This window comes from Kibdelosporangium banguiense (genome assembly GCF_017876405.1).
In the GTDB taxonomy this organism is placed as follows: domain Bacteria; phylum Actinomycetota; class Actinomycetes; order Mycobacteriales; family Pseudonocardiaceae; genus Kibdelosporangium; species Kibdelosporangium banguiense.
The window spans coordinates 8434237-8457857 of the sequence record NZ_JAGINW010000001.1 but is presented as its reverse complement, the minus strand read 5'-3'; the positions used below and the strand labels follow the sequence as shown (position 1 = coordinate 8457857).

24 protein-coding genes and 1 pseudogene are annotated in these 23621 nt (G+C 66.7%); 6 read left to right on the top strand and 19 right to left on the bottom strand.

Features of this window, described 5'->3' with window-relative positions; genetic code table 11:
* The 3 genes from JOF56_RS38365 to JOF56_RS38355 are packed head-to-tail and all read right to left on the bottom strand — an operon-like array spanning position 1 to position 2856.
* Positions 1–876: an ABC transporter ATP-binding protein gene (locus JOF56_RS38365; RefSeq protein ID WP_209644319.1), complete on the bottom strand. Its 876-nt coding sequence runs from the start codon at positions 874–876 to the stop codon at positions 1–3.
* A 52-nt stretch (positions 877–928) separates the two neighbouring features.
* A complete protein-coding gene (locus JOF56_RS38360; RefSeq protein WP_209644318.1) occupies positions 929–1603 on the bottom strand; it encodes a response regulator in 675 nt (224 codons plus the stop codon).
* A complete protein-coding gene (locus JOF56_RS38355; protein ID WP_245378548.1) occupies positions 1600–2856 on the bottom strand; it encodes a sensor histidine kinase in 1257 nt (418 codons plus the stop codon). The genes JOF56_RS38360 and JOF56_RS38355 overlap by 4 nt, the downstream gene beginning before the upstream one ends.
* 83 nt (positions 2857–2939) lie before the next feature.
* Here JOF56_RS38355 and JOF56_RS38350 point away from each other — a divergent pair, with 83 nt between their 5' ends.
* Both JOF56_RS38350 and JOF56_RS38345 read left to right on the top strand, forming a co-directional pair.
* The gene (locus JOF56_RS38350; protein WP_307855820.1) at positions 2940–3902 is read left to right on the top strand and encodes a YeiH family protein; all 963 of its coding nucleotides are present in this window, start codon (positions 2940–2942) and stop codon (positions 3900–3902) included.
* Between the two features lie 76 nt (positions 3903–3978).
* A complete protein-coding gene (locus JOF56_RS38345; RefSeq protein ID WP_209644315.1) occupies positions 3979–4476 on the top strand; it encodes a peptidylprolyl isomerase in 498 nt (165 codons plus the stop codon).
* A 749-nt stretch (positions 4477–5225) separates the two neighbouring features.
* On the opposite strand, the gene atzF is transcribed toward JOF56_RS38345, so the two are convergent.
* From atzF to JOF56_RS38325, 4 genes are read right to left on the bottom strand one after another with little or no spacing between them, the layout of a single operon-like run.
* Positions 5226–6890 carry an allophanate hydrolase gene (atzF, locus tag JOF56_RS38340; RefSeq protein ID WP_209644314.1) on the bottom strand — a complete coding sequence of 555 codons (1665 nt, stop codon included), beginning with the start codon at positions 6888–6890 and terminating at the stop codon, positions 5226–5228.
* Complete coding sequence (locus tag JOF56_RS38335; RefSeq protein ID WP_209644313.1) at positions 6887–10357, bottom strand: 5-oxoprolinase/urea amidolyase family protein; 3471 nt, start codon at positions 10355–10357, stop codon at positions 6887–6889. The genes atzF and JOF56_RS38335 overlap by 4 nt, the downstream gene beginning before the upstream one ends.
* Positions 10357–10941, bottom strand: a complete 585-nt coding sequence (locus JOF56_RS38330) for an urea amidolyase associated protein UAAP2 (protein WP_209644312.1) — start codon at positions 10939–10941, stop codon at positions 10357–10359. Before JOF56_RS38330 ends, JOF56_RS38335 begins: the two co-directional genes overlap by 1 nt.
* Positions 10938–11654, bottom strand: coding sequence for a DUF1989 domain-containing protein (locus tag JOF56_RS38325; RefSeq protein WP_245378547.1), 717 nt, complete (start codon positions 11652–11654; stop codon positions 10938–10940). The genes JOF56_RS38330 and JOF56_RS38325 overlap by 4 nt, the downstream gene beginning before the upstream one ends.
* A 95-nt stretch (positions 11655–11749) precedes the next feature.
* Between JOF56_RS38325 and JOF56_RS38320 the strand changes: the two genes are divergently transcribed.
* The 3 genes from JOF56_RS38320 to JOF56_RS38310 are packed head-to-tail and all read left to right on the top strand — an operon-like array spanning position 11750 to position 14055.
* Positions 11750–12382: a TetR/AcrR family transcriptional regulator gene (locus JOF56_RS38320; protein ID WP_209644311.1), complete on the top strand. Its 633-nt coding sequence runs from the start codon at positions 11750–11752 to the stop codon at positions 12380–12382.
* Between the two features lie 7 nt (positions 12383–12389).
* Positions 12390–12911, top strand: a complete 522-nt coding sequence (locus JOF56_RS38315) for a GNAT family N-acetyltransferase (RefSeq protein ID WP_209644310.1) — start codon at positions 12390–12392, stop codon at positions 12909–12911.
* A gap of 55 nt (positions 12912–12966) precedes the next feature.
* Complete coding sequence (locus JOF56_RS38310; RefSeq protein ID WP_209644309.1) at positions 12967–14055, top strand: glycoside hydrolase family 183 protein; 1089 nt, start codon at positions 12967–12969, stop codon at positions 14053–14055.
* On the opposite strand, the gene JOF56_RS38305 is transcribed toward JOF56_RS38310, so the two are convergent.
* The 9 genes and pseudogenes from JOF56_RS38305 to JOF56_RS38275 all read right to left on the bottom strand — a co-directional run bounded on the left by JOF56_RS38305 (position 13973) and on the right by JOF56_RS38275 (position 21260).
* Positions 13973–14848: an ABC transporter permease gene (locus JOF56_RS38305; protein ID WP_209644308.1), complete on the bottom strand. Its 876-nt coding sequence runs from the start codon at positions 14846–14848 to the stop codon at positions 13973–13975. The genes JOF56_RS38310 and JOF56_RS38305 overlap by 83 nt on opposite strands.
* On the bottom strand, positions 14841–15212 hold the full coding sequence (locus JOF56_RS58530; RefSeq protein WP_245378546.1) for an ABC transporter permease subunit: 372 nt from the start codon (positions 15210–15212) through the stop codon (positions 14841–14843). The genes JOF56_RS38305 and JOF56_RS58530 overlap by 8 nt, the downstream gene beginning before the upstream one ends.
* Before the next feature lie 154 nt (positions 15213–15366).
* Positions 15367–15765 (bottom strand): annotated as a pseudogene (locus tag JOF56_RS60850) (ABC transporter permease); the annotation flags it as partial.
* Positions 15762–17144 (bottom strand): ABC transporter ATP-binding protein, encoded by a 1383-nt coding sequence (locus JOF56_RS38295; RefSeq protein ID WP_209644307.1) that lies wholly within the window; start codon positions 17142–17144, stop codon positions 15762–15764. The gene JOF56_RS38295 and the pseudogene JOF56_RS60850, both read right to left, overlap by 4 nt.
* Positions 17125–18162, bottom strand: a complete 1038-nt coding sequence (locus JOF56_RS38290) for a BMP family ABC transporter substrate-binding protein (RefSeq protein WP_245378545.1) — start codon at positions 18160–18162, stop codon at positions 17125–17127. Before JOF56_RS38290 ends, JOF56_RS38295 begins: the two co-directional genes overlap by 20 nt.
* Before the next feature lie 59 nt (positions 18163–18221).
* Entirely contained in the window at positions 18222–18698 is a 477-nt protein-coding gene (locus JOF56_RS38285) for an alpha/beta hydrolase (RefSeq protein ID WP_307855440.1), read from the bottom strand.
* A gap of 12 nt (positions 18699–18710) precedes the next feature.
* A complete protein-coding gene (locus JOF56_RS58525; RefSeq protein WP_245378544.1) occupies positions 18711–19016 on the bottom strand; it encodes an alpha/beta fold hydrolase in 306 nt (101 codons plus the stop codon).
* Positions 19009–20268, bottom strand: a complete 1260-nt coding sequence (locus tag JOF56_RS38280; RefSeq protein WP_209644306.1) for an O-acetylhomoserine aminocarboxypropyltransferase/cysteine synthase family protein — start codon at positions 20266–20268, stop codon at positions 19009–19011. The genes JOF56_RS58525 and JOF56_RS38280 overlap by 8 nt, the downstream gene beginning before the upstream one ends.
* Positions 20265–21260, bottom strand: a complete 996-nt coding sequence (locus JOF56_RS38275) for an isopenicillin N synthase family dioxygenase (RefSeq protein WP_209644305.1) — start codon at positions 21258–21260, stop codon at positions 20265–20267. The genes JOF56_RS38280 and JOF56_RS38275 overlap by 4 nt, the downstream gene beginning before the upstream one ends.
* A gap of 87 nt (positions 21261–21347) precedes the next feature.
* On the opposite strand from JOF56_RS38275, the gene JOF56_RS38270 reads away from it, so the two are divergent.
* Positions 21348–21686, top strand: a complete 339-nt coding sequence (locus tag JOF56_RS38270) for a DUF6191 domain-containing protein (RefSeq protein ID WP_307855439.1) — start codon at positions 21348–21350, stop codon at positions 21684–21686.
* Here the strand turns inward: JOF56_RS38270 and JOF56_RS38265 are convergent.
* From JOF56_RS38265 to JOF56_RS38255, 3 genes are read right to left on the bottom strand one after another with little or no spacing between them, the layout of a single operon-like run.
* On the bottom strand, positions 21646–22461 hold the full coding sequence (locus JOF56_RS38265) for a peptidoglycan-binding domain-containing protein (RefSeq protein ID WP_372448399.1): 816 nt from the start codon (positions 22459–22461) through the stop codon (positions 21646–21648). The two genes, JOF56_RS38270 and JOF56_RS38265, sit on opposite strands and share 41 nt — an antisense overlap.
* Positions 22462–22508: 47 nt before the next feature.
* On the bottom strand, positions 22509–22679 hold the full coding sequence (locus JOF56_RS38260; protein ID WP_209644303.1) for a DUF397 domain-containing protein: 171 nt from the start codon (positions 22677–22679) through the stop codon (positions 22509–22511).
* A gap of 30 nt (positions 22680–22709) precedes the next feature.
* On the bottom strand, positions 22710–23552 hold the full coding sequence (locus JOF56_RS38255) for a helix-turn-helix domain-containing protein (protein ID WP_209644302.1): 843 nt from the start codon (positions 23550–23552) through the stop codon (positions 22710–22712).
* Between the last annotated feature and the right edge of the window lie 69 nt (positions 23553–23621).

The following is a 23621-nucleotide window of genomic DNA, read 5'->3' as shown; positions in this document are numbered from 1 at the left end:
TCAGATCACCTCCTTGAAGATTTCCTCCAGGGAGGGGACCACCGGAGTGAAGCTGCGGACCGGGCCGCGTTGCAGGGCGCTGGAAAGGACTTGTTGTTCGGCGGCGGTGGCATCGGGTTCGAAGACCGCGCGGGGGCCGTCGACGTCGACCACGCGAATACCTGGGTAGTCACGGAGCCAGCCTGCGTCGGAGTCCACGACGAGTTCGAAGCGCGCTGTGCCGTACTGGGCACGCAGCTCTTCGCGGGCGCCGCTTGCCTTGATGACTCCGTTGGAGATGATCACGACGTCGTCGCAGAGGCGTTCGACCACCGACAGCTGGTGGCTGGAGAACAGCACCGGGACTCCCCCGGCCGCACGGTCCCGGAGCACCGCCAGGACAGTGTCGACGGCAAGCGGGTCGAGGCCGGAGAACGGCTCGTCGAGGATGAGCATCGACGGGTCGTGCACCAGGGCCGCGGCGATCTGGGCGCGTTGCTGGTTGCCCAGGGAGAGCTCTTCGAGCGCGGAGCCGGCCCGGTCAGCCAGCTCCAGCTGCTCAAGCAGCTGCAAGGTGTTACGACGGGCCGCCGTGTGCGAAAGGCCGTGCAGCTGGCCGAGCCAGGTGATCTGCTCGGCCACCTTCATCTTCGGGTACAGGCCGCGCTCCTCGGGCATGTACCCGAAGTGCTGCCTGGAAGTGACCGGCACCCCTTGCCATGTGACGCTTCCGCCGTGGGGCGCCAGGACGCCGAGGATGATCCGCATCGTGGTCGTCTTGCCGGAGCCGTTGGCCCCCAGGAAGCCGGTCATCCGGCCGGGCGAGACGGCGAACGACACGTCGTCGAGCACCAGGTGGTCGCCGAAACTCCGGCTGACCGATGTCACCTTCAACATGCCCGGAAGACTAGAGAACGCACGGGCGCACGGCGTCCGGCGCGAGATGGAGCTAGAGATCCTCCGCGCGGCCGACCTGGCCTGGCGCGACGATGCCGTTCTCGTACGCGAAGACGACCGCGTGGGTACGGTCGCGCAGCCCGAGTTTGGTCAGGATCCGGGACACGTGCGTCTTCACCGTCGTCTCGCCCAGGTACAGCTGCTTGGCGATCTCGGCGTTGGTCGCTCCACGCGCGAGCTGGACCAGCACTTCGAACTCGCGGTCGGTGAGTTCGGCCGGGCGCTTCAACGCCTGCGGGGCGTTGCCGGAGAACCGGGCGATGACCCGGCGCGTGACCTCCGGAGACAACAGGCCGTCGCCGCGGGCGACCACGTGCACGGACTCCACGAGGTCCTCGGGGGACGCGTTTTTCAGCAGGAAGCCGCTCGCCCCGGCCCGCAGCGCCTCGAACAGGTAGTCCTCACGGTCGAACGTGGTCAGGATGACGACCTTCGACGTGTTGCCCGGCGCGCTGAGGATCCGCCGGGTCGCCTCCAGGCCGTCGACACCGGGCATCTGGACGTCCATCAGCACCACGTCCGGCGTCAGCGACTCCACCAGGCTCACCGCGGTCAACCCGTCGCCCGCCTCGCCCACGACCTCGATGTCGTCCTCCGCGCCGAGGATGACCCGGAATCCGGCCCGGACGAGATCCTGATCATCGGCGAGCACGACCCGTAACGTCACACTGGCTCCTTGGGAAAGCTGACGCGGACACGGTATCCACCGTCCCGCCGTGGGCCTGCTTCGAGTTCGCCGCTGTGCACGGCGACGCGTTCACGCATGCCGACCAGGCCGAATCCGTTCGACGTCGTAGCCGTACTCCGGCCGTCGTCGGTGACTTCGACCTCGAGCGACTGTGTGAGGTAGCGAATCCGCACGTGGGCCGTCTTGGCGCCCGCATGTTTGACGACGTTGGTCAGCGCCTCCTGGACCACGCGGTACGCCGACAGCGCCACCGCCTCAGGCACAGCCCAGGTCTCTCCGAACACGCCGTACTCGACGTCGATCCCGGCTGACTTCGCCGACGAAACCAGCTCAGGCAAGCGGTCAAGCCCAGGTGAGGGCGGGTGGGTCTCCGGGACGTCCGAATCCTCGGCCCGCAGCACGCCGAGCAACCCGCGCAACTCCCCTATGGCGACGCGTGCTGTCTTCTCGACGGTCTGCAGCGCCTCCTGCGCCATCACAGGGTCCTTGTCGAATACACGCCGCGCGGCTCCTGCCTGCACGCCCATCACCGACACGTGGTGGGCAACCACGTCGTGCAGGTCACGTGCGATACGAACCCGTTCAGCGACGATCGCCCCGCGTGTGTTCTGCTCCTGCGATAGCCGCAGCTCCTCAGCGCGTTGCTCGAGTTCAGCCCGGCGACGAGCAGCCAGATACGCCACGTTGCCGAAGTAGTAGGCGCCGATGAAGAACATCAGGTTGAACACGATGCCGTAGATCACGGACGCCAGCAGGGGCGGCAACGGCCCGGCGGCGTCGGGGAACTTCCGTATCGGCGCCGACAGCGCGACGATGAACGAATAGGCCATCCAGCCGAACATCGCCACGATGACCGAAATCCGTGCCCAGTTGGCCGCGGTCCGGCTCGGTGCCCACACCCCCGCGCTGTACAAGGCGATGAACAACGCCAACGAAGGTACGAGGTTGTCGCCGATCCGCCTCGACTGCGCGGCGATGTACAACGCCGCGATCAAGAAAAGCACAACCAGGGGAAACCGGCGCCGCATGACCAACGGCACGGTCAGCACGAGGCCCCACGCGAGCTGTTCGGTGAATGATGGCGCCTCTTCCAACGGCACGATGCCCATGCTGCTGGTCAGCACGGTCATCATGACGGCGCATGCGACAGCCGCGAGCGCGAGCCAGACATCGGCGCGCTTCTGCTCCGGCGTGAGTGGCGGCCGTTGCCATACCTCCTGGTCACCTGGCATAGCCGTAAGGTAGCTCATGCACGTGGGCTATGACCTGGGCGAGATGTACTGGCTACCGGGATTGTCGCGGCGCGGGGACCCTCATAGCTGTGTACACACCGCAGCGCACGAAGGTCCCTGGCGTCGCGATCGCGATCATCGGGGCGGCGGTGGCGCTGGCGGTCAACGCCGTGCTGCCGGTGCTCAGCGCGTTGACCGTGGCTGTCCTCATTGGAGTGTTGATCGGCGGAAAGTTGCCAGATAACACCGATACCGGCTTGCAGTGGGTCACACGCAAGTTCCTGCGTACCGGCGTTGTGCTGCTGGGCTTGCAGTTGAGTGTGCAGGACGTGACAAGGCTGGGCTGGGGCACAGTGGTGGCCGTCGTGCTCACGGTCCTGGTGAGTTTCGGCGGCACACTGGCGCTCGCCCGCCTGGTGGGTGTCCCCAAAGGACTCGGTCTGCTCGTGGCAACCGGTTTCTCGATCTGCGGCGCGTCGGCGATCGCGGCGATGGACAGCGTTGCCAAGACAGACAAGCAAGATGTCGCGGCAGGTGTCACGCTGGTCACGCTCTACGGCAGCGCCGCGATCGCCCTTGTGCCGCTCATCGGCGCGGGCATGGACAGTGAGTTCCTCGGTAAATGGGCGGGTTTGAGCGTGCATGAGGTCGCGCAGGTCGTCGCGGCAGCGTCCCCCGCCGGCGCGACGGCCGTTGCGGCAGCAGTGATCGTGAAGTTGACGCGAGTGGTGCTGCTGGCACCGATGGTCGCAGGTGTCGGTCTGGTGCAACGCAAGCAGGGCGGCCGGCCACCGGTCATGCCGTTGTTCGTCGCGGGGTTCCTCGCCATGATCGCGTTGCGCAGTACCGGAATGGTGCCGGGATTTCTACTCGATGGAGTGAAAATCACGACAACTGTGCTGTTCGCCGCGGCCATGGTGGCACTCGGCAGCGCAGTCCGGATCGCCGAGCTGGTCCGCACCGGCCGGCGTGGCATCCTGCTGGGCGCCATGTCCACGCTGCTGGTCGGGACAGTGTCGTTGATCGCACTCAGAATCACGGCCTGACCTTGATGTGCCGAATGCGACGGTGCGCAAGAGTCCCGTTCGGAACCACGAAAACCGCGCACGGCAGAATGGCGGCATGACACAAGTCAAGCTGCACACTTCGCACGGCCCGATCGTGATCGAGCTGGACGCCGCGAACGCACCCGCGACCGTGGAGAACTTCCTCGGTTACGTGAACAACGGCCACTACGACGGCACGATTTTCCACCGCGTCATCCAGACGTTCATGATCCAGGGCGGCGGCTTCGAGCCGGGCCTGCGGCAGAAGCCGACCGGCACGCCGATCAAGAACGAGGCCCAGAACGGCCTGAAGAACAACCACTACACCGTGGCGATGGCCCGTACGTCCGACCCGCACTCGGCCACCGCGCAGTTCTTCATCAACACCTCGGACAACGACTTCCTCAACCACACCGCACCGGCCGGTCAGGGCTGGGGCTACGCCGTCTTCGGCAAGGTCGTCGAGGGCACCGAGACCGTGGACGCGATCGCGGCCGTGCCCACCGGCAACGCCAGCGGCCACCAGGACGTGCCCAAGCAGGACGTCACCATCACCAAGGCCGAGGTTCTCTGACCGAGTTCCCGCTCGATGAGGGTCTGCCCCGGCTTGCGTGAGGTGGGTTGTCTCTTCGGGCATTTCGGCGGTGCCCACATCCGGCCCGGCTGTCGCGAACGTACACGGCTGGGCCCGATGCTCAAGTGGAGGCGTCCTGCCCGGGACGCCTCCACTAGGCGATGCGTCGAAGCCGCCCCTCAACTCCACCGGGTAAATCCGTGCGAACGGTCCATTCGCACGGGTTCGTCTTGCCGGAGTGGAACTGTTGCCGGGGTCACGATCGTTCCGTAGTTGAAGTCGTGCACGGGGAGGAGGCAGACAGACCAAAACGGCGGCCGCGTAGACTCAAGCAGATCCCGCAGAGAGTGCAGGCAGGGGCTCAGGTGGGCGGACCTCAGTGGGGCAGGCGGATCCCGCAGAGAGTCAGGTGGGCGGACCTCGACGACTCAAGCGGACCTCGCAGAGACTCAGGCAGGCAGACCTCGATCCAGCCCGATGGCGATCGGCAAGGTCGAACTCGCCGACGGTGCATCAGGACGGTGGCTCAGGCGGACCTGCTCGGGCCGACCGCACTCGCCATCCCGGCAGGCACCGCGATCCGGCAGGCACCGTGGACGGCTCTCGGCACAAGGCCTCGATCTTCGCCAGGTCTCGATCTTCGCCCGGACCCGGACAGTCCGGGAGGCTTCGCGGGCCCTGGCGTGTGTCCGCGCAGCCCCAGGCTCCCCCATCCTCGGTTCAAAGCCCTCAACCTCGGTTCAAGGCCCCTAGCCTCGGTTCAAATAGGCCCGCCAGCCGCCGTATGAGGTGATCTCCTCGGCGCCGGTCAGGGCGTGCCGCTCGCAGGTGAAGCCGGGCACCCAGGTGCCGTCGGCGAGTTCGACCTTGCCGATGGCCATCGGGCTGGGCAGAGCCGCGACGAACGACCCGAACTCCGCGACCGGCAGCTCCCACACCTCAGCCTCGACGGCCGCGCCGGCCAGGTCCCTGACCAGGCCGGGCTTGGGTGGGACGGTGTCCAGTGCGTAGAGGCGGTACGCGGGCGCGGTTTTGGTCTGCTGGGTCAGCACTCCCCCGCGTGACACCAGTTCGTTGTTCAACGGCTGGCCGGTCAGATGTGCGCCGACCACCGCGATCTGCGCAGTCTTCGCCCGGACCTGGGTCGCGGCTCTGCCCAGCCCAGCTGGCCGGGAGGCTTCGTCGCGGGGTTCCTCGCCATGGGCGTGTGTGTCCGCCGAGGTCAGCTGCTCAGCCATCGCGGCCAGGGTGTTGTCGGTGAATGCCTTGCCCACCAGGGAAACCCCGAACGGCAGGCCGTCCACGGTGCCCGCGGGGATGGCGAGTGCGGCCAGCCCGAGCAGGTTGGCGAAGTTGGTGAATCGGCCCAGCCGGGCGTTGACGCCGATCGGATCCGCTTCGACCTCGGCGATTGTCGGATGTTCCACGGTCGTCGGGATCAGAAGGGCGTCGACGAGGTCCAATTGGGCTGCTGCGAGTGAGTCGAGGCGGGCGAGTTCTTCCTGATCACGGAAGAACTTGTGAGCTGGGACATCCCGGGCGGACGAGATGATCGCGGCCACCGTGGGGTCCACTTCGGACCTGTGCGCGTCGATGAACTCGCCGACCGCGGTGTACCGCTCCGCGACAAACGAGCCTTCGTACAAAAGCCTTGCCACAGCGACAAAAGGCGAGATATCGATCGGAACAAGTGTGGCACCGGCGAACCGGGAAGCCGCAGCGGCGAAGGCCTCGGCCCATCCTGGAGCCAGCGCGCCCAGGTCGGAGGGCACACCCAGCCGGTAAGGCAGCGGCAACACCGGAGCCGGGGGCTGCGCGGACACACACGCCAGGGCCTGCGAAGCCTCCCGGACGGTCCGGGCGAAGATCGAGACACAGTCCAGGCTCCGGCACGCGGGCACGACCCCGTCCGTGGAGATCAGCCCGTAGGTGGGTTTCAGCCCGACGATTCCGTTGAACGCTGCCGGAACCCGGCCGGAGCCTGCGGTGTCCGTGCCGAGGGCGATGTCCACAATGCCCAGCGCAACTGCTACCGCGGAGCCTGAACTCGACCCGCCGGACACCCGGGCGGGATCGATGGCGTTGCGCACCGCGCCGTGCGGACTGCGAGTCCCCACGAGCCCGGTGGCGAACTGATCCATGTTCGTGGTGCCGAGCACGACCGCCCCGGCCGCACGCAACTGAGCGATCACCGGGGCGTCGGCCGAAGGCTGGTACGCATATGCCGGACAGGCCGCGGTCGTCGGGAGACCGGCGACATCGATGTTGCCCTTGACCGCCACCAGTTTGCCGGCGAGCGGCCCGCGGGCGGCCGCGAACTCGGCCTGGACCTCGTCCTGTGGCCGCAGGTCGATCCAGATCTCCGGCCGATCGACCTGGCGGATACGTTCATAAGCCTGCGAAACCCGGTTCACGCGGCAGTCCTTCCCGCCAATACCACCAGTGCCGTACCAGGCCCGACCTGATCGCCGGGCGTGACAAGAACTTCCACCACCTCGCCGTCCGCAGGCGCCGAGACGACCGATTCGGCCTTCATCGCCTCCAACGCCAGCAGATGATCGCCTGCCGACACGTGGTCGCCCGGCTGTACGTCCACACGCCACACAGTGGACATGAACGGTGCCTCGACAACATGCCCACCCGGTGGTGCAACCACGGTCGCATTTTCCACTGTGGACAGTTCAGGCTCGGGCCGGGGCGCGAACTCTCCTGCGGCTTCCCAGGCAGCCCGCTCGGCAGCGAAAGCCTCCGCCTGACGAGCCCGGAACGAGGCGATGCTTTCCGCGTTCGCCGCGAGGAACTGCTCGTGCTCGGCCAACGCGAACTCACCGGGCTCGGTCCGCAGCTCCAGCCGGCCCGCGGCCATGTCGGCCCGCAGGTCCAGCAGTTCCTCGGCCGACACCGGATACCACCGGATCCGGTCGAAGAACCGCAGCTGCCACGGGTCACCCTGCTCCCAGCTGCGCCACACCTGGACGGTCCGGCCGACGAACTGGTACCCGCCTGGCCCTTCCATACCGTAGATGCACAGATACGCGCCACCGATGCCGACGGAGTTCTCCGCTGTCCACGTGCGAGCAGGGTTGTACTTGGTTGTCACCAGCCGGTGGCGTGGGTCGAGCGGCGTGGCCACAGGCGCGCCAAGATAGACGTCACCCAGGCCCAGCACCAAGTACTCCGCGTCGAACACGGTGCGGTACACGTCGTCCACACTGGACAGCCCGTTGATCCGCCGGATGAACTCGATGTTCCACGGGCACCACGGCGCGTCGTCCCGGACCCCGGCCATGTAGCGGGCGATCGCCTCACGAGTCGCGGGGTCGTCCCAGGACAACGGCATGTACACGGTCCGGCTCGGCACCACGAGGTCGTGTGTCGCGGGCAGGCTCTCCTCGATGGACTGCACCAGATCGAGGATCGCGTCCGGATCGGACCGGATCTGCAGCGACCGGATACCCGGTGTCAGCTCCGTGACGCCCTCGTCGGACAGCGCGGAAGCCAGCGCGTGAACCCGCATGCGCAGAGCCAGATCCAGCTGCATCGGCCCGTATTCGACGAGCAGGTTGTCATCGCCGCTGCGCCTGTAGGTCACCGAGGGCCGGGCTGCGGTGGCCTCCCAGTGATCGAGCACACCACCGTCCAGATGCGCCGGGCGGGTCGCACCCGTGGTCGTGACGGGCTTGAACCGGACAGTGTCGCCCGGCCTCAGCTGCCCGAGTTTCCAGCGCTCATCGGTGATCACAGTCGCCGGGCACACGAACCCGCCCAGGCTCGGGCCATCAGGCCCCAGCAGGATCGGCAGGTCACCGGTGAAGTCCACGGCCCCGACGGAGTACGGCGTGTCATGGATGTTCGACGGGTGCAGGCCCGCCTCGCCGCCGTCCGGCCGGGCCCATTGCGGACGCGGCCCCACCAGCCGGACACCGGTGCGGGCGGAGTTGAAATGCACCTGCCAGTCGGTGCTGTAGAAGGTCTCCATGTCGGCCACGGTGAAGAACTCCGGCGCGGCATGTGGCCCTTCCACCGCGGCGATCTCCCAGTGGCTGGGGAACTCCGGCACGTCGGCCACTGTCTCCCGGACGCCGGTCTCTGAGCCAGGCCGCAGCACGTCACCGACGCGCAAGGCCCGCCCGCCATGCCCGCCGAACTTGCCCAGGGTGAACGTGGCCGCGCTGCCGAGATACTGCGGAACGTCCAAACCGCCCTCGACCAGCACATACGTCCGGAGCCCAGCTGTCGCGGCCCCGACGTCCAGCGTCGCACCGGCAGGAACGTCCACAGGCTCCCACTGCGGTACGGCCACACCGTCCACAGTGACAGGGGCAAGCGCGCCGACAACACAAACCGTTGTGGCGTCGGTGAACCGCAGCGCCGGGCCATCCACAGTGCACTCAAGACCGGGCGCGCCCTCAGCGTTGCCCAGCACCCGGTTGCCCAGCCGGAACGACCGGTCGTCCATCGGCCCTGACGGCGGGACACCGACATGCCAGTAGCCGACCCGGCCCGGCCAGTCCTGAACCGTTGTCATAGTGCCAGCACGTACGACCTCGATCCGCGGTTCACGATCATGCACCGAAGCAAGCGTGGCCGTGCTGTGCTCCGCAGCGAGGACTGTGCTGTCCGTGCAGCTGGCCCGCAGCAGACCGAGGTTCGTCTCGATGCCGTCGACGCGGCTTTCGGTCAGCGCTTCGCCCAGCCGGTGCCACGCCTGGTCACGCGATACGTCGTGGGCGATCACCTTGGCCAGCATCGGATCGTAGTGCGGGCTGACCTCGGCGCCAGGCTCGATCCACGTGTCCACGCGGACGCCCGACGGGAATCGCACCCCGGTCAGCGCACCGGCGCTCGGCTGGTAATCCCGGGTCGGGTCCTCGGCGTACACACGGGCTTCCACGGCGTGCCCCATCGGCTCGGGCACCACGAAATCCCGGTCGCCCTGGGCCAGCCGCAACATCCATTCCACGAGGTCAACCCCGTAGACCGCCTCGGTGACCGGGTGCTCGACCTGCAGACGCGTGTTGACCTCGAGGAACGCGACTTCTTCACGGGCCGCGTCGTAGACGAACTCGACCGTGCCCGCGCTGCGGTACTGCACCGAAGCCGCCAAAGCCACCGACGACGAGGCCAGCAGCGACCGGACATGGTCCGGCAGATTGGGAGCCGGGGCCTCCTCCAGGACCTTCTGGTTACGCCGCTGCAGGGAACAGTCCCGGTCGCCGAGCGCGACGACACGTCCCTCGCCGTCGCCGAAGACCTGGACCTCGACATGGCGGGCGCGCTCGACCAGCCGTTCCAGGAACACCCCGGACCCGGCGAAGTTCGCGCTCGCCATCCGCTGCACCGCGTCCCACGCGACAACGAGGTCATCCGCGGAGTGGCACGCACGCATGCCGATGCCGCCGCCACCGGCAGTGGCCTTGAGCATCACCGGATAGCCGATCCGCTCGGCCTCGGTCACGGCCTTGTCCACGTCCGATAGCAGGCCGGTTCCGGCGAGCAGTGGCACACCGGCGTCCTCCGCGGCCGCACGGGCGGTGTGCTTGGCCCCGAACAGATCCAGCTGATGTGGCGTCGGGCCGACGAACTTCAGGCCGGCCGCCTCGGCTCGGCGCGCGAAGTCCGCGTTTTCCGACAGGAACCCGTACCCAGGGTGAATCGCGTCCGCACCGGACTCGGCAGCCGCCTCAAGCAGGCGATCCACCACCAGATAGCTCTCCCGCGCGGGCGCGGGCCCGAGCCAGACAGCGCTGTCGGCGAGCCGGACATGCGGCGCGCCACGGTCGGCGTCGGAGAACACAGCGACTGTGCGGATCCCCAACCGCTGGGCAGTGCGGATGATCCGCACCGCGATCTCGCCGCGGTTGGCCACCAGCAACGCCATCAGGCGATCACCAGTTCGATCGGCGTCGGGTTGAAGCCGTTGCACGGGTTGTTGATCTGCGGGCAGTTGGAGATCAGCACGATCACGTCGGTCTCCGCGCGCAGCACGACTTTCAGGCCCGGTGAGGAGATCCCGTCGACGATGCCGAGCGTGCCGTCCTGCTCGACCGGCACGTTCATGTACCAGTTGACGTTGCTGACCAGGTCGCGCTTGCCCAGCCCCCACTTGGCGCCCTCGGTGAGGAAGTTCTCCACACAGGCGTGCTGCGGGCGTGTGTGGTGGCCGTAGCGCAGGGTGTTGGATTCCTTGCTGCACGCGCCACCGATCGTGTCGTGACGTCCGCAGGTGTCTTCGACGACCGTCATCAACGGGTTGCGTTCGTTGGACATCAGAACGCTGCCGGTGGTGAGGAAGATGTTGCCCTGCACCGCGATCGTGTCCGCCGCGCTGTAGCGCTCGGCGGTGTCGTGCGCGCTGTAGACGAGGAAGTCGACGGCCTGGTTGCCCTCCAGGTCGACGATCGACAGCGTCTGTCCCTTCTCGACCTTGGCCGACCAGCCGACATTCGCAGGTACGGTACTCATGCGATCCCCCTGGCGGTCAGGTAGTCGGCGTTGTTCTCGAAGGCGCGGCGCCCTTCCGGCGTTGCCGTCCACAGCGGGTCGTCTGGTCCGGTGGCTTGATCTCGCCAGGCGGTGACCTCCAGGCGGGTGCATGTTCCTTCGGCGTCCAACGGGTGCGCGGTGTTGGCGATCAGGATGACCAGCGGCAACTCCGCGCGAAGGACCACGCTCGTGCCGGACGCTCCTTCGTGTGAGAGCGAGCCATCAGGCTGTACCCGCACGCTCTGGAAGAAGGACAGGCTCGGCGGCAGGTCCCGCTTGGTCAGGCCGTTCTTGGCCGCAGCCAGCGTGAACAGTGCGCGTCCCGCCGGGCTGGTGCCGCACAACGCGTCGTGCTCACCGTCGGCCTCCAGAATTGACGCGAGTACGCGTCCCTGGTCGGACAGCAGCAGGTTGCCCTGGTTCAGGTAGGCGTTCCACTGCACCTTGACCGTGTCGGCCACGTTCAGGCGTTCCCACGGCTGGTCGGAGTTGTACAGCAGGACATGCGCGCAGGCGCCACCCAAAGGGTTGGCCAGACGGACGGCCGTGCCGCGTGCGATCACCTTGTGCGTGTAGCCGCCGGGGGCCACGTGCTCCGCCCAGACACCGTTGGCCGGCATGTCCGGCGCTTCCACAGGTATCTCCTGCGCCCGCGCGTGATCGCGGGCGCCGTAGGTCGTCGAGGTGCTCAAGGCGGGGACCCTCCATGCTGTCGTCGCAGGTCACGGATTTCTATAGCTTGACAGAAATCCGCGCCGGAGGGAACGCCCCGTGGCAGGATCACAGTATGGCCGGCCGACCGAGAGCAACCGGCGAGTCGGCGGGCGACCGCGATTCGCGGCAGGACCTGCTGGACGCGGCTGCCGAGTTGTTCATCGAGCACGGCTTCACAGCGACGTCCACGCGGGCCGTCGCCGACCGCGCCGGACTGCGCCAGGCGTCGCTGTACCACTACTTCAACGGCAAGGAAGACATCCTCGCGGTCCTGCTCGAAGGCACCGTCCGGCCGTCGCTGCACACAGCGCATGCCCTGATCGAAACCCCTGTGCCACCGTTGGCAAAGCTCTGGGCGTTGTGCCGGTTCGACCTCGCGTTGCTGTGCGGCGGCCCGCACAACCTCGGCGTGCTGTACCTGCGCCCGGAGATCCAGTCGCCCCGGTTCGCCGGATTCCACGCCGAACGGGCCGAACTACGCGACCGCTACCGCCGGCTGGTGCTCGACTCCGGGGCCGACGAACTGGCCGCTGACCTGGTGTTCGGCATGGTCGAAGGCGTGGTGCTGACGCGGCAGTGGAAAACGATCCCCGACGTGGAGTCGTTCGCCAGTGCCGGCGCCGACGCCGGTGTCCGGATCGCAGGTGGGACGGACGTCGCTGCGGTCCGGGAACAGGCTCGCGTTATTGCACATCTTTGGCAATAATCTCGCCATGCAGATTGATCAACTGACTCCCGCCGGGCTGGCCGGGCTCCGTGAGCCGCTGCTGGACCTCTACGGGCGCTGCTTCTCCGGCCCGCCCTGGAACGAGAACCTCACCGAGATCTATCTCGACGTGGTGGACAAGCACCTCGCCGACCCGGGGCTCACCGTCTTCGCCGCCCGTGCGGGCACTGACCTGATCGGCGTCATCTACGGCTGGCCAGCGCCCGCCGAGGTCCCGGACACCCCGTTCCACCGTTCACTGCCCGCTTCGGCGTTGCCGCATGTCGTCGCCCCGGCGGTGGGCGTGGCCGAACTGATGGTGCACCCCGATCACCAGGGCAAAGGCATCGGCCGTGAACTGCTCACCCGATACATGAAACAGCACAGCGCCGGGTGGCTCGTCACCCATCCCGACGCACCGGCCCGCGCGCTCTACGACTCGGCCGGATGGCAGCGCGGCGAACAGTTCCGCAACCAGCGGGACGAGCCGCGGGTGTTCTATTTCCACCAAGCCGAAAAGGGTTGGTAGATCAATCGTTCGATGCCACGATCGTCGGGAATTCCCTACCCGGAAGGGGCATCGCTTGAACGTCAACCGACGACGCTTACTCGTGGGCGCAGGTGGCACGTTACTGGGGCTGGGGGTCGGGGCTGGGAACGCGTTCGCGGCGCCTGATCAGCTGGGGGTCACCGAAATAGCGCGGCTGACAGCCGGTCAGGGCGCGTTGAACGCGACCGACACCAAGTGGGGCATCCACGGCACGGATCTCGGGCACATGTTCATGCACAAGGGCCGGATCGCCATGGTCTTCGGCGACACGCTCGGCGGCCCGGCGGCCGACGACTTCTGGTCGGTGCCGCACGAGGACTGGCGCAGCAACTGCATGGCGTGGATCGACCCGCCGAGTTCCCCCGGCAAGGGACTGCTGTTGTCCGAGATGGTCACCGACAGACCGGGACACGCGAAGGAACTCTTATCCTCCAAGAAAGTCGACGGCGATGAGACGACCGTCATCCCCACCTACGGCGTCGCCGTCCGGGACCGGCTGTTTCTGCACTACATGTCCGTCAAACAGTGGGGTGCGCCGGGACACTGGACGCTGAACCACTCCGGGCTGGCGTACTCCGACGACAACGGCCAGAACTGGACCAAGGACAAGGACCTGATCTGGCCGGGTGACAGCAACTTCGGCCAGGTCGCGATCGTCGAATCGCGCGGCTTCCTCTATTTCTTCGGCATTCCCGGTGGCCGGTACGCGGGCGTCCAACTGGCCCGCGTGCACCCGCACCGGATTCTGGCCCACGAGGACTACGAGTACTGGGACGGACAGTGGTGGACGCGCTCCCGGGCCTCGGCGGCGACCATCGTGCCGCCCAATGTCGGCGAGTTGTCCGTCCGGTGGAACTCGTACTACCGCCGCTGGCTGATGATGTACCTCGACGACCCCAACGGCCAGATCCACCTGCGGACCGCGGCCCAGCTCACCGGCCCGTGGTCCGACCCCAAGATCGTCACGACCTCGGCACAGTACCCGTCGCTGTACTCGCCGTATATCACTCCACTGTGGAATGACGGGCCGGACATCTGGTTCACGATGTCTGTTTTCCGGTCCTACGGCGTTTTGCTGCTGCGTACCAGCTTGAGCCGGACACGAACAACGCCACCAGCGTGACCAGGTACGGCGCCGCGTCGGTGGCCTGCTGCGGCAGTCCCAGCCCCTGCAACCGGAAGCCGAGGGCCTCCGCGAGCCCGAACAACAGAGCCGCAAGCAGGACACCGGCCGGTGCCGCCCGGCCCAGCATCACGGCCACGACCGCGATCCAGCCACGCCCGGCAGTCATGTTCTCCGCGAACAACGTGACCGAGCCCAACGCCAACTGGGCGCCGCCCAAGCCGCACAGCGCTCCCCCGGCGATGATCACCCAGTATCGGTACCGGGTCACGCTGACACCCAGACTCGTTGCCGCACTGGGGTTTTCCCCGAGGCCTCGCAGTCGCAGCCCCCACGGATGCCGGTACAGCAGAATCGCCATGCCGGCCACAGCCAGCCACGACAGGTACACCAGCGCCGAGTGGTCCCACAGAATCGGCTGCAGTCCCTGCAAAGCAGGATCACTGAACGAGCCTTTGGTGCCGAACACGGTACGGATCAGGAAACTCGTCAGGCCGACGGCAAGCAGATTCACCGCCACGCCGATGACAATCGGGTCTCCGCCGAACGTGACCGTGCCGATCGCCAGGATCAGGGAATACGCGGCTGCCGCGATCACCCCGACGAGCACACCTATCCAGGCACTTCCGGTGTACCAACTGCCCGCGACCGCACCGAAACACCCGATCAGCATCGTGCCTTCGAGCGAAATGTTGAACACACCGGCGCGTTGCGACAACGCGCCCGCCAAAGCCGCGAAGAGAATCGGCGTCAGCGCGGTGAGCGCCGACGAGATCAGGCTGAGGTCAAACACGGGCACCTCGCTTGCGCAGAAGTCCCGATGCCGCCGCCAGGAACAGAATCAGCACGGCCTGCAGTACCGCTGTCAGTTCCCGTGGCACCTGCGTCGCGAAGAACACCGCCGCCAGCAGTGTCGCGACGGGATTCGCCCTGGCCAGCAATGCCGCCAGCAACCCGATCCAGGTGTACTGCGGTGTGATCAGGGCACCGTCGATGAACCGGTACGGAAAGTCCATCGCCACAATAGCCCCGGTGAGCCCGGCGGTCGCCCCGGAGCACGCGAGCAATCCGAGTGTGAGCTTCGGCCGGTCGATTCCCGCGTAGGCCGCGAACCTCGGGTTCCACCCGGTCACCTTGGTCTCGAACCATGACGACAAGCAGAACAATCCCCAGTCCCACCAGTTCCGGCAGCCGTGCGCCAGGCGGGAGTTGCGCGCTCTGCGGCAGGCTCGATCCTTCGTCTTTCATCGGAAACCGGACCAGATAACCGGCCAGCGACATCGCCGGATAACTCAGCAGCAGAGTACTGATCAGCAGCGGCACACCGAATCTGTTCTCACACACTGCCGCCAATGCCGCGTACGCCCCGCCCGCAAGAATCGCGGCCACCAACGCGACCAGGACCTTCACCCATCCAGGCCCTGGCGTGTACAACCCGGCCGCGATCGCACTGATCGCACCCAGCACAAGCTGACCTTCGCCACCGAGATTGACCATTCCGGCCCGCAGTGGAATCGCCAACGCCGTGGCCAGACCCGCCACGGGAATCACATAGGAAAGGGTGTCGGCGAACCCGTCCGGCCCGAACGCCCCGGACAGAATCGCGCCATACGCGTCGAGCGGATCAACTCCAGTCGCGAGCAACAAAAGCGCGCCCAGCAGCAAGGCAGCGACCAAGGGAATGCCGATGGCCCGGATACGCCGATTCATCGGGCACCACCGGCCATCGCGAGGCCGATCTGGCCGGGATCGGCGTTCTCCCGGTCGAACTCGGCCACGAACCGGCCCCCGTACATCACCAGAATCCGGTCCGAGAGCGCCAGGATCTCGCTCAGTTCCGCCGAGACCAGCAGCACGCCGTGCCCGGCGTCCCGGTAGGCGATCAGCTGCGCGTGGATGTTCTCGATCGCGCCGACATCCACACCGCGGGTCGGTTGTTCGACCACAAGCAGCGGCGCGCCATGCGTGAGTTCCCGGCCGAGAATGGCTTTCTGCTGGTTACCGCCGGACAACGTGTCCATCGTCGAGCCGGTCCCGCGGACGTCGAACCTGGCGATGATCTTGCCGGCATGCTCCCTGATCGCGGACGGCCGCAGAAATCCCTTGTTCGCCAGGCGACGCTGGAACCCCACGGCCAGGTTCGCCGCGAGGGGCGCATGCGGCGCCGAGCCCACCTCGGAACGTGATTCGGGCACGTGGGCGACCTCGTCGTGCACACCCGTGGTGATCGACTCGACCAGTTCGGCCTGCCCATTTCCCGCGATCCCCACGATCTCCCCGGCATATACCGTCAGGCCGGGAATCTCGAGCACCACTTTGCCGGGCGATCCTGCAGGATAGGTCCGATCCAGGTCCACCGCGCGGCCGGTCATCGCCGACGCCAGCGCGGGACCCGTGAAAGACGAAGTTGCCCCGCGTGCGGTGACCTCGCCGTCCCGAAGCACGGTCACGTTGTCGCTGACCTCAAGGACTTCCTGCAGCTTGTGCGACACGAACAGCACGGTCTTGCCTGCCGCCGCGAGATCCCGGAGCACCCCGAACAGCCTCGACGTCTCCGCGGGCGTCAGGACCGCGGTCGGCTCGTCCAGGATCAGGATCGAGGCCTCGCGGTAGAGCAGCTTGAGGATCTCGACCTGTTGGCGCAGACCGACCGGTAGATCGGCGATCCGGGTATCGGGCCGCAGCCGCAATTCGTGCTTGTCGATCAAGGAGGCCACCGCGGCCCTCGCAGCTTTACGTGAGAGGAAGCCACGGCGGATGGGCTCCCGCCCGAAGATCACGTTCTCGGTGACGGTCAGCTGCGGGAACAGGGCGAAGTCCTGGTGCACCATGCCGACCCCGGTCGAGATCGCCTGCGCGGGCGACGTGAACGAGACTTCACGCCCGTGCAGTGCGATCGTGCCGGCGTCCGGCTGGTGGAGCCCGTACAGGATCGACATCAGCGTGGACTTGCCCGCGCCGTTCTCCCCCATCAGCGCGTGGATCTCGCCGGCCCGCACCGAGAGGGAGACATCCGAGTTGGCGAGCACGCCGGGAAACCGCTTGGTGATTCCCCGCAGCTCGACGGCGTCAGGACTTGGCTGGGTCATCGACGGTGATCGCGCCCGAGACGATCTGGTCACGCAGCGCGCCGACCTTTGTCAGCACGTCCTGGTTCTGCGCCACCACACACTGCGAGGACGCGACATCCGGTTGCAGCCCGGTCAGTGAGACCCCGTTCTCCTTGAGCCCGTACGACTTCGTCGAGCCGCTTTGTCCACTGAGGATCGAATCGACGCCGTCGGTGATCACGACGTTGGTCCGCTTGACGACGTTGTCCACGACCTGCCCAGGGCTGAGCGGGCACTGGTTGACGTCGACGCCGTACGCGAAGAACCCGCCCTGCTTGGCTGCCTCGAACACGCCCGGATTACCGGCCGCGGAGGCAGCGCCCATCACCTGGTCCACGCCCTGCCCTGCGAGCGTCGCCGCCAAGGCCTTGGCCCGCGCCGGGTCGTTGAACGGGTTCGCACCACCGATGTACAGCGGCGTCAACGTGGTGCCCGGCTTGGCCTTCTCGGCGCCCTGCCCGAACGGCACGGAGAACCGGCGGAACTGCGGCGTGTCCAGCACCACTACCGCCCCGATCTTGCCGGTCTTGCTCAGCAACCCAGCCTCGGCACCCGCGAGGTAACTGCCTTCGTGTTCACGGAACACCGCGCACGTGACATTGGGGAACGGCTTCGCGGTGCACGAGTCCACGAACAGGAACTTCTGCTGCGGGTTCTGCTCGGCCTCGCTCGCGATGGCGTCCGCGAAGTTGAATCCGACCGCCACCACCACGGCGGGCTTCTCCCGCACCGCCGCGGCCAGGTTCTGCTGGATCGAGGCCGGGTCGGTGCTCTGGAAGACCTTCTGGCTGCCGTTGTGCTTCTTGGCCGACTCCTCGACGCCCTGCACCGCCAGCTTCAGGAAGTCGTTGACACCGACCGGGTTCGGCGTGACCAGCACCAGGGCCGGCCCACCCGCGGGCTGCTGCCCGTCCGGCGACTTGGACGCGTTGCAAGCCGCCACCGAAGCGACGACGACCACAGCCACACCAGCCCGCGACAAGGTTCGAGGCGACATGCGCGGCATGGTATGCCAAAGATCCCACCATTTGACCCGATTCCCACTCAGCGGGAACACTATCGGATGAACTCGATGATCGTCCGGTAGACGTCGTCCCGGTCCAGTTCGTTGAGGATGTTGTGCAGGTCGTCGGCGAAGATGGCGGTACGGGCGTCTGGCAGCACTTTCGCGGCCTGTTCGGCACCCGAGACAGGTGCCATGTCGTCCTTGGCCCCGTGCACGAGCAGGACCGGCACGTCGATCGACGGGAGCACAGTGGACACTCGCCCGGCCGCGACACCCAGGGCCTGCAGGGTTTCCAGGCGGATACCGCCCTGCCAGGTGAACGGGTCGTTACGGATCTGCTCGGCGTAGCCGGTGTTGCGGGTCATCTCGCCCGGGTCTTTGCGCAGATCCATCGGGTCGACGCCGGTGGACAGCAATGCGACCAATCCGTTGTCCGCGCTGGGGACCAGGCTCGATCCGGCCAGGACGAGCTTCACGGGCGGCGTACCCGCGGGCAGGAGTCGTTCGCCCGTGAGCAAGGTGGCCACGGTGGAACCGAGCTAGTGTCCAATCAGGATCAAAGGCAGAGCGTCGTGTGCCGAGCGAGCGTGATCGAGCAGGATGCTGGCGTCGTCGAGCAGGTCGTCGATGTCGTTGATCAGGACCCGCACGCCTTCGCTGCGGCCGTGCCCGGCGTGATCGTGCGCCCAGAGCGCGAGGCCCGCTTCGTTGAGCGCCGCTGCGAAGGGCTCGTAGCTGCCGATGTGTTCCCCGAGCCCGTGGAAGAACACGACAACCGCCGTCGGGTCGTCCGGTATCCAGCTGCGATAGTGGATCTTGCCGGCGTTGCCCGCGAACTCACCCATGGTCGGATCCCCGTTCCAGATCGGCTATCAGGTCTGCCAGTCCTTCGAGACCGACCGACAGCCGGATGAGTCCCGGCGTCACCCCGCTGGCCCGTTGCTGCTCCTCGGTGAGCTGAGCGTGTGTGGTCGAGGCCGGATGGATCACGAGACTGCGCACGTCACCGATATTCGCCAGGTGGCTGAACAGTTCCAGCCGGTCCACGAACCGCTTGCCCTCGTCCAGCCCGGCCAGCTCGAAGGCGACCACAGCACCCACTCCGTCGGGCATGTAGCGCTTGGCCGCATCGTGCCACCGATTGTCGGGAAGCCCCGCGTAGTGCACCCGCTCGACACGCTCCGACAGCCACTCGGCAATGGCCTGCGCATTGGCGACGTGCCGTTGCATTCTGAGCGAGAGCGTCTCAATGCCTTGTAGCAGAAGGAAACTGTTGAACGGCGACACCGCCGGTCCGAGGTCACGGACAAGCTTGGTACGCAGCCGCAGAGCGTAAGCGAGCTTGCCGAAGGACGAGAACTTCAGGCCGTTGTAGCTTGGGTCGGGTTCGCTGAACTGCGACCAGGAGCTGAAGTCGAACTGTCCACTGTCGATGATCACGCCACCGATCCCGGTGCCGTGCCCGGACAGGAACTTGGTCGTCGAATGCACCACCAGATCCGCGCCATGGTCGATCGGCCGCGACAGATAGGGCGTCGGCACAGTGTTGTCGACAACCAGCGGCACACCGGCGGAATGCGCGATCTCGGCAACCACGGCCACGTCAAGCACGTTGCCCAGCGGGTTGCCGATGCTCTCGGCGTAGAAGGCCTTGGTCTCCGGGCGGACCGCGGCCCGCCATTGGCCGAGATCATCCGGATCGACGAACGTGACCGAGATCCCCAAGTCCTTGAACGTGTACGCGAACAGGTTGTACGTCCCGCCGTACAGGGTCGCCGCCGAGACGATGTGGTCACCGGCTCTCGCGATGTTCAGCAGAGCGAGCGTCGACGCAGCCTGCCCACTGGCAACCGCGACAGCCGCGTACCCGTTCTCCAGGTCTGCCAGACGTTCCTCCACAACCGCGGTCGTCGGGTTGGAAAGCCTGCTGTACGCGTGCGTTTCCAGATCCCGCAACGCGAACGCCGCAGCCGCATGATCAGCATTGTCGAAGACGTACGACGTCGTCTGATACAGCGGCGTCGCGCGGGCACCCGTCGTGGGGTCAGGCCGCGCACCGGCATGGATCTGCCGGGTCTCGAACGACCACCGCGTCATGCGAGCACGTCCGACCACCAGCGCTCAGCCACCTTGGGATGCGACCGCAGCCAGCCGACCAGCGCGTTCGCCCCGAACTGAGCGTGCAGCGGGTTGTCCTTCTCATCACTGACGCCCCGGGCCTGAGCCGCCAGCTCCTCCGGCAGCTGCAACGCCTCCACGACCGCATCCAGCCGCGGCCCAAGAAAGAACGGCACCGAGAACCGCTCGACGCCGGCGGGCGGGCTGAGCACGCGGTGCCTGGTCGCGGTCAGGTAGCCCTGCGTCGCGATCTCCAGCATCTCGCCGATGTTGAACACGAAGCTGCCGGGAATCGGCGTGGCATCGATCCAACTGCCGTCCTGCGCCTGTACCTGCAGCCCGCCTATGTCGTCCTGCTGCAGCAAGGCGAGATAGCCGTAGTCCTTGTGCGCACCCACGCCCTGGTCGGCGTCATCCCGCCCGGGATAGCGGACGATCTTGATGTGGGTGGACGCCTCCTCGTCGAACCAGGCGTCGAAGTACCCTACGTCCTGCCCCAACGCCGCCGCCAACGCCCGCAGCACCTCCCGGCTGACCCGCAACGCCTCCGCCTGCCACGCGAGCACGGTTTCCCGCAGCTCAGGCAGCCCATCAGGCCATTGATTGGGCCCGATCAACCGTTTCCACGCGGGCGCGTCCCCATCCCGCGGCAGGGCCTCGCGCTCAGGACCGATATCGATCTGCTCCCGCCAGTCAGGCTGCCCGCCGGTGTACTCGTAACCCGTTCGTGTGTATCCGCGGAACTGCGGCGAGTTGATGTTCTCGATCGCCAGCCGCTGCTCGATCGGCAACCCGAAGAACCGCCGCGCCACTTCGAAGATCCCCGTGGTCAGCCGCTCCGGGACACCATGCCCCACAACATAGAAGAAGCCCACCTCGTGGGCAGCGCGCCGCAGCTCGGCCAGAAACTCGTCACGGTCAGGCCCGCGGAACCGGGCGACGTCGACCAGCGGAAGCGGTGTACTCACCATCGCAGGGTATTGCGGACCCACCGGATCCCGCAGCACTCCCAGATTCCGGGCAGGGAACCCGGGTCACCGCGTGATCGTTGCGCGAGTGTGGAAACGACCTTGGCGCTGTCCGGGCCTGCGGCTGTGCTGCTGTTGATCCTGGTGGGGAGCTACGAGCTGATCCGGGTGAAACGGAAAAAGCAGACAGGCACGCCGATGGCGGCCTCGGTGGCCGACGAGTTCACCGCGTTCTGGTACGGCACAAAGCGCAACGAGCTGGAACATCGGGACACCGTGTCGATGATGCGTGAGGAGGAGGCGCAGGGCGCGCCGCCGAAGATGGGTGTCGATCTGGATCGCGGGGTGGTGCGGCTGGCCACGGACTCGGCCGTGGCCAGCGACGGCATCACATCCGCTGGTACTCCTCCCAAGTCCGCTTCGGGCTGACGGCCGGGCCGTCATCGGCGCCACGGTTGGCGAGGCCGTTCTTGCCGAGGTAGTAGTCGCCGGACTGGTGCTGCGCGCCGGACGACTGGTCCGGGTCGGAGATCGCGATCGCGTGGATGTGGTAACCCCAGTCGCCTTGGGCGGGAGTACGGACCCACGCGGCGAATCCGACGATGCGCAGCTGCTTGGCCACGTTGTTGCGCGTGGCCACGGACATGCCGGACACCGAGATGTCCAGGGCACCGCCACCGTCGTGCGTGCCGGCTGACGCGCCGACACCACCAGCGTTGTACGAGCCCTGGGTGATGCCCAACTGGATACCCAGCAACCGCTCGGCCTCCACCAGCATCGTCTTGGTCCGGGTGTTCATCGTCTTGCCGTGGTAGGTCAGCTTGGCGCCCGCGGTCACGACGTTGCTGACGGTGTACCGGTCGGTGCCCAGCTGCCTGAGCGAGGTCGGACCGGGCAGGCCCGACGCGTCGATCCCGGTGTACCCCAACGACTTCTGGTACGCCGAATACGCCGCGATGGTCGACGTGCCGAAGTGTCCGTCGACGTACTGTGTGGCCAGGTACCCCTTGGCGTCCAACGCCTGCTCGACGGCCAGGACGCTGTCCTTGCTGCCCGGCGTGATCGCGCTGTCGGCCCGGCGCGGGTCGATCTGCGCCGCTTTGAGCACCGCTTCCATGTCGACCACCGGCAAGGCTGCCGCACTCGGCGCCGCCACCAGGCTCAACGAGATGGCCGCTGCCGCGACCACCACTTTGCTGAACAGTGTGCGTCTCATGCCGCCAGACAGTGACCGGCGCACATACAAGTCAGCTACAAGCCGGCCCTGACCGCCGCGACCAACCGGGCAAGATCGCCGGTCAGCACCGCACCTGCGGGATTCTTGGAGTCACGGACAGCCCTGAGATCGTGGTGCACCTCGACACAGTCACCGCCGTTGGCATCGCTGAAGCTGCTCTTGCGCCACGCCGATTCGCGATCCACGATTCGTGATCCCTCCGCTAGCCCCCTGAGTTACTTCACAAGGGTAGCCAGGAAATCGCGAGTCTCATCCACCGGCAGCGCCTGTTCTGCCAAAGCCTCGAAGGTAGCGGTGTACTTGCCCAGGTCCGACTGTCGCTCGAGGTAGACCGCTCCGTCCCGCTGTTCGAGATAGACGAAGTTCGGCTTTTCCTCCTCCGGCAACGTCAGCATGTTGAAGGGACCGATCATCGAGCGGTGCGGCCCTGACTCGAACGTGAGGATCTGCAAGGAGATGTACTCCCGGTCGGCCATCAGCAGCAGGTGGCGAAGCTGCTCCCGCATGTCCCCGACCGGCCGCCGCACGACGGCTTCGTTGAGAACCACCCGATAGTCGGTTCCCCGTGCCGCCAGGCGTTTCTGGCGGTCCAGCCGGAAGGCGAGCACCCTCTCCAGCGCGCCCGCCTTGGTCTTGAGCGACTCGTTGAGGCCCTGGAGATAGCTCTGGGTCTGCAGCAGGCCCGGCACCAGCTCGGACGAATAGGTCCAGATCGCCTTGGCATCGGCCTCGTACCCGACATAGTTCTCGAACCAGTCCGGCATGGTGCCCGAGTAGGCCATCCACCAGCCACGCTCGTTCGACTCCTCCGCCTGGCGCATCATCAGCCCTGTGTCCGACGGCCCGACGTCGTAGAACTGACAAAGAAACTTCACATTTTTCGGCAAAATGGCCTGCCGGCCTGTCTCTATCCTGCTGATCGTGGGGCGTCGCACCCCGATGTATGCTGCTGCCTCGTCCATGGTCCGCCCCACTTCCTCGCGGATTTGACGAAGCCGTTTGCCCAGGCGCCAGCGGCGGACCAACGAGCCGGGACTCAGGTCATCGGTGTCTTCCATGTCGATATTCTGCAATACCGTACGTACGTACATACAGTACACGATCAGGTGATCCCAACAATGTACGTA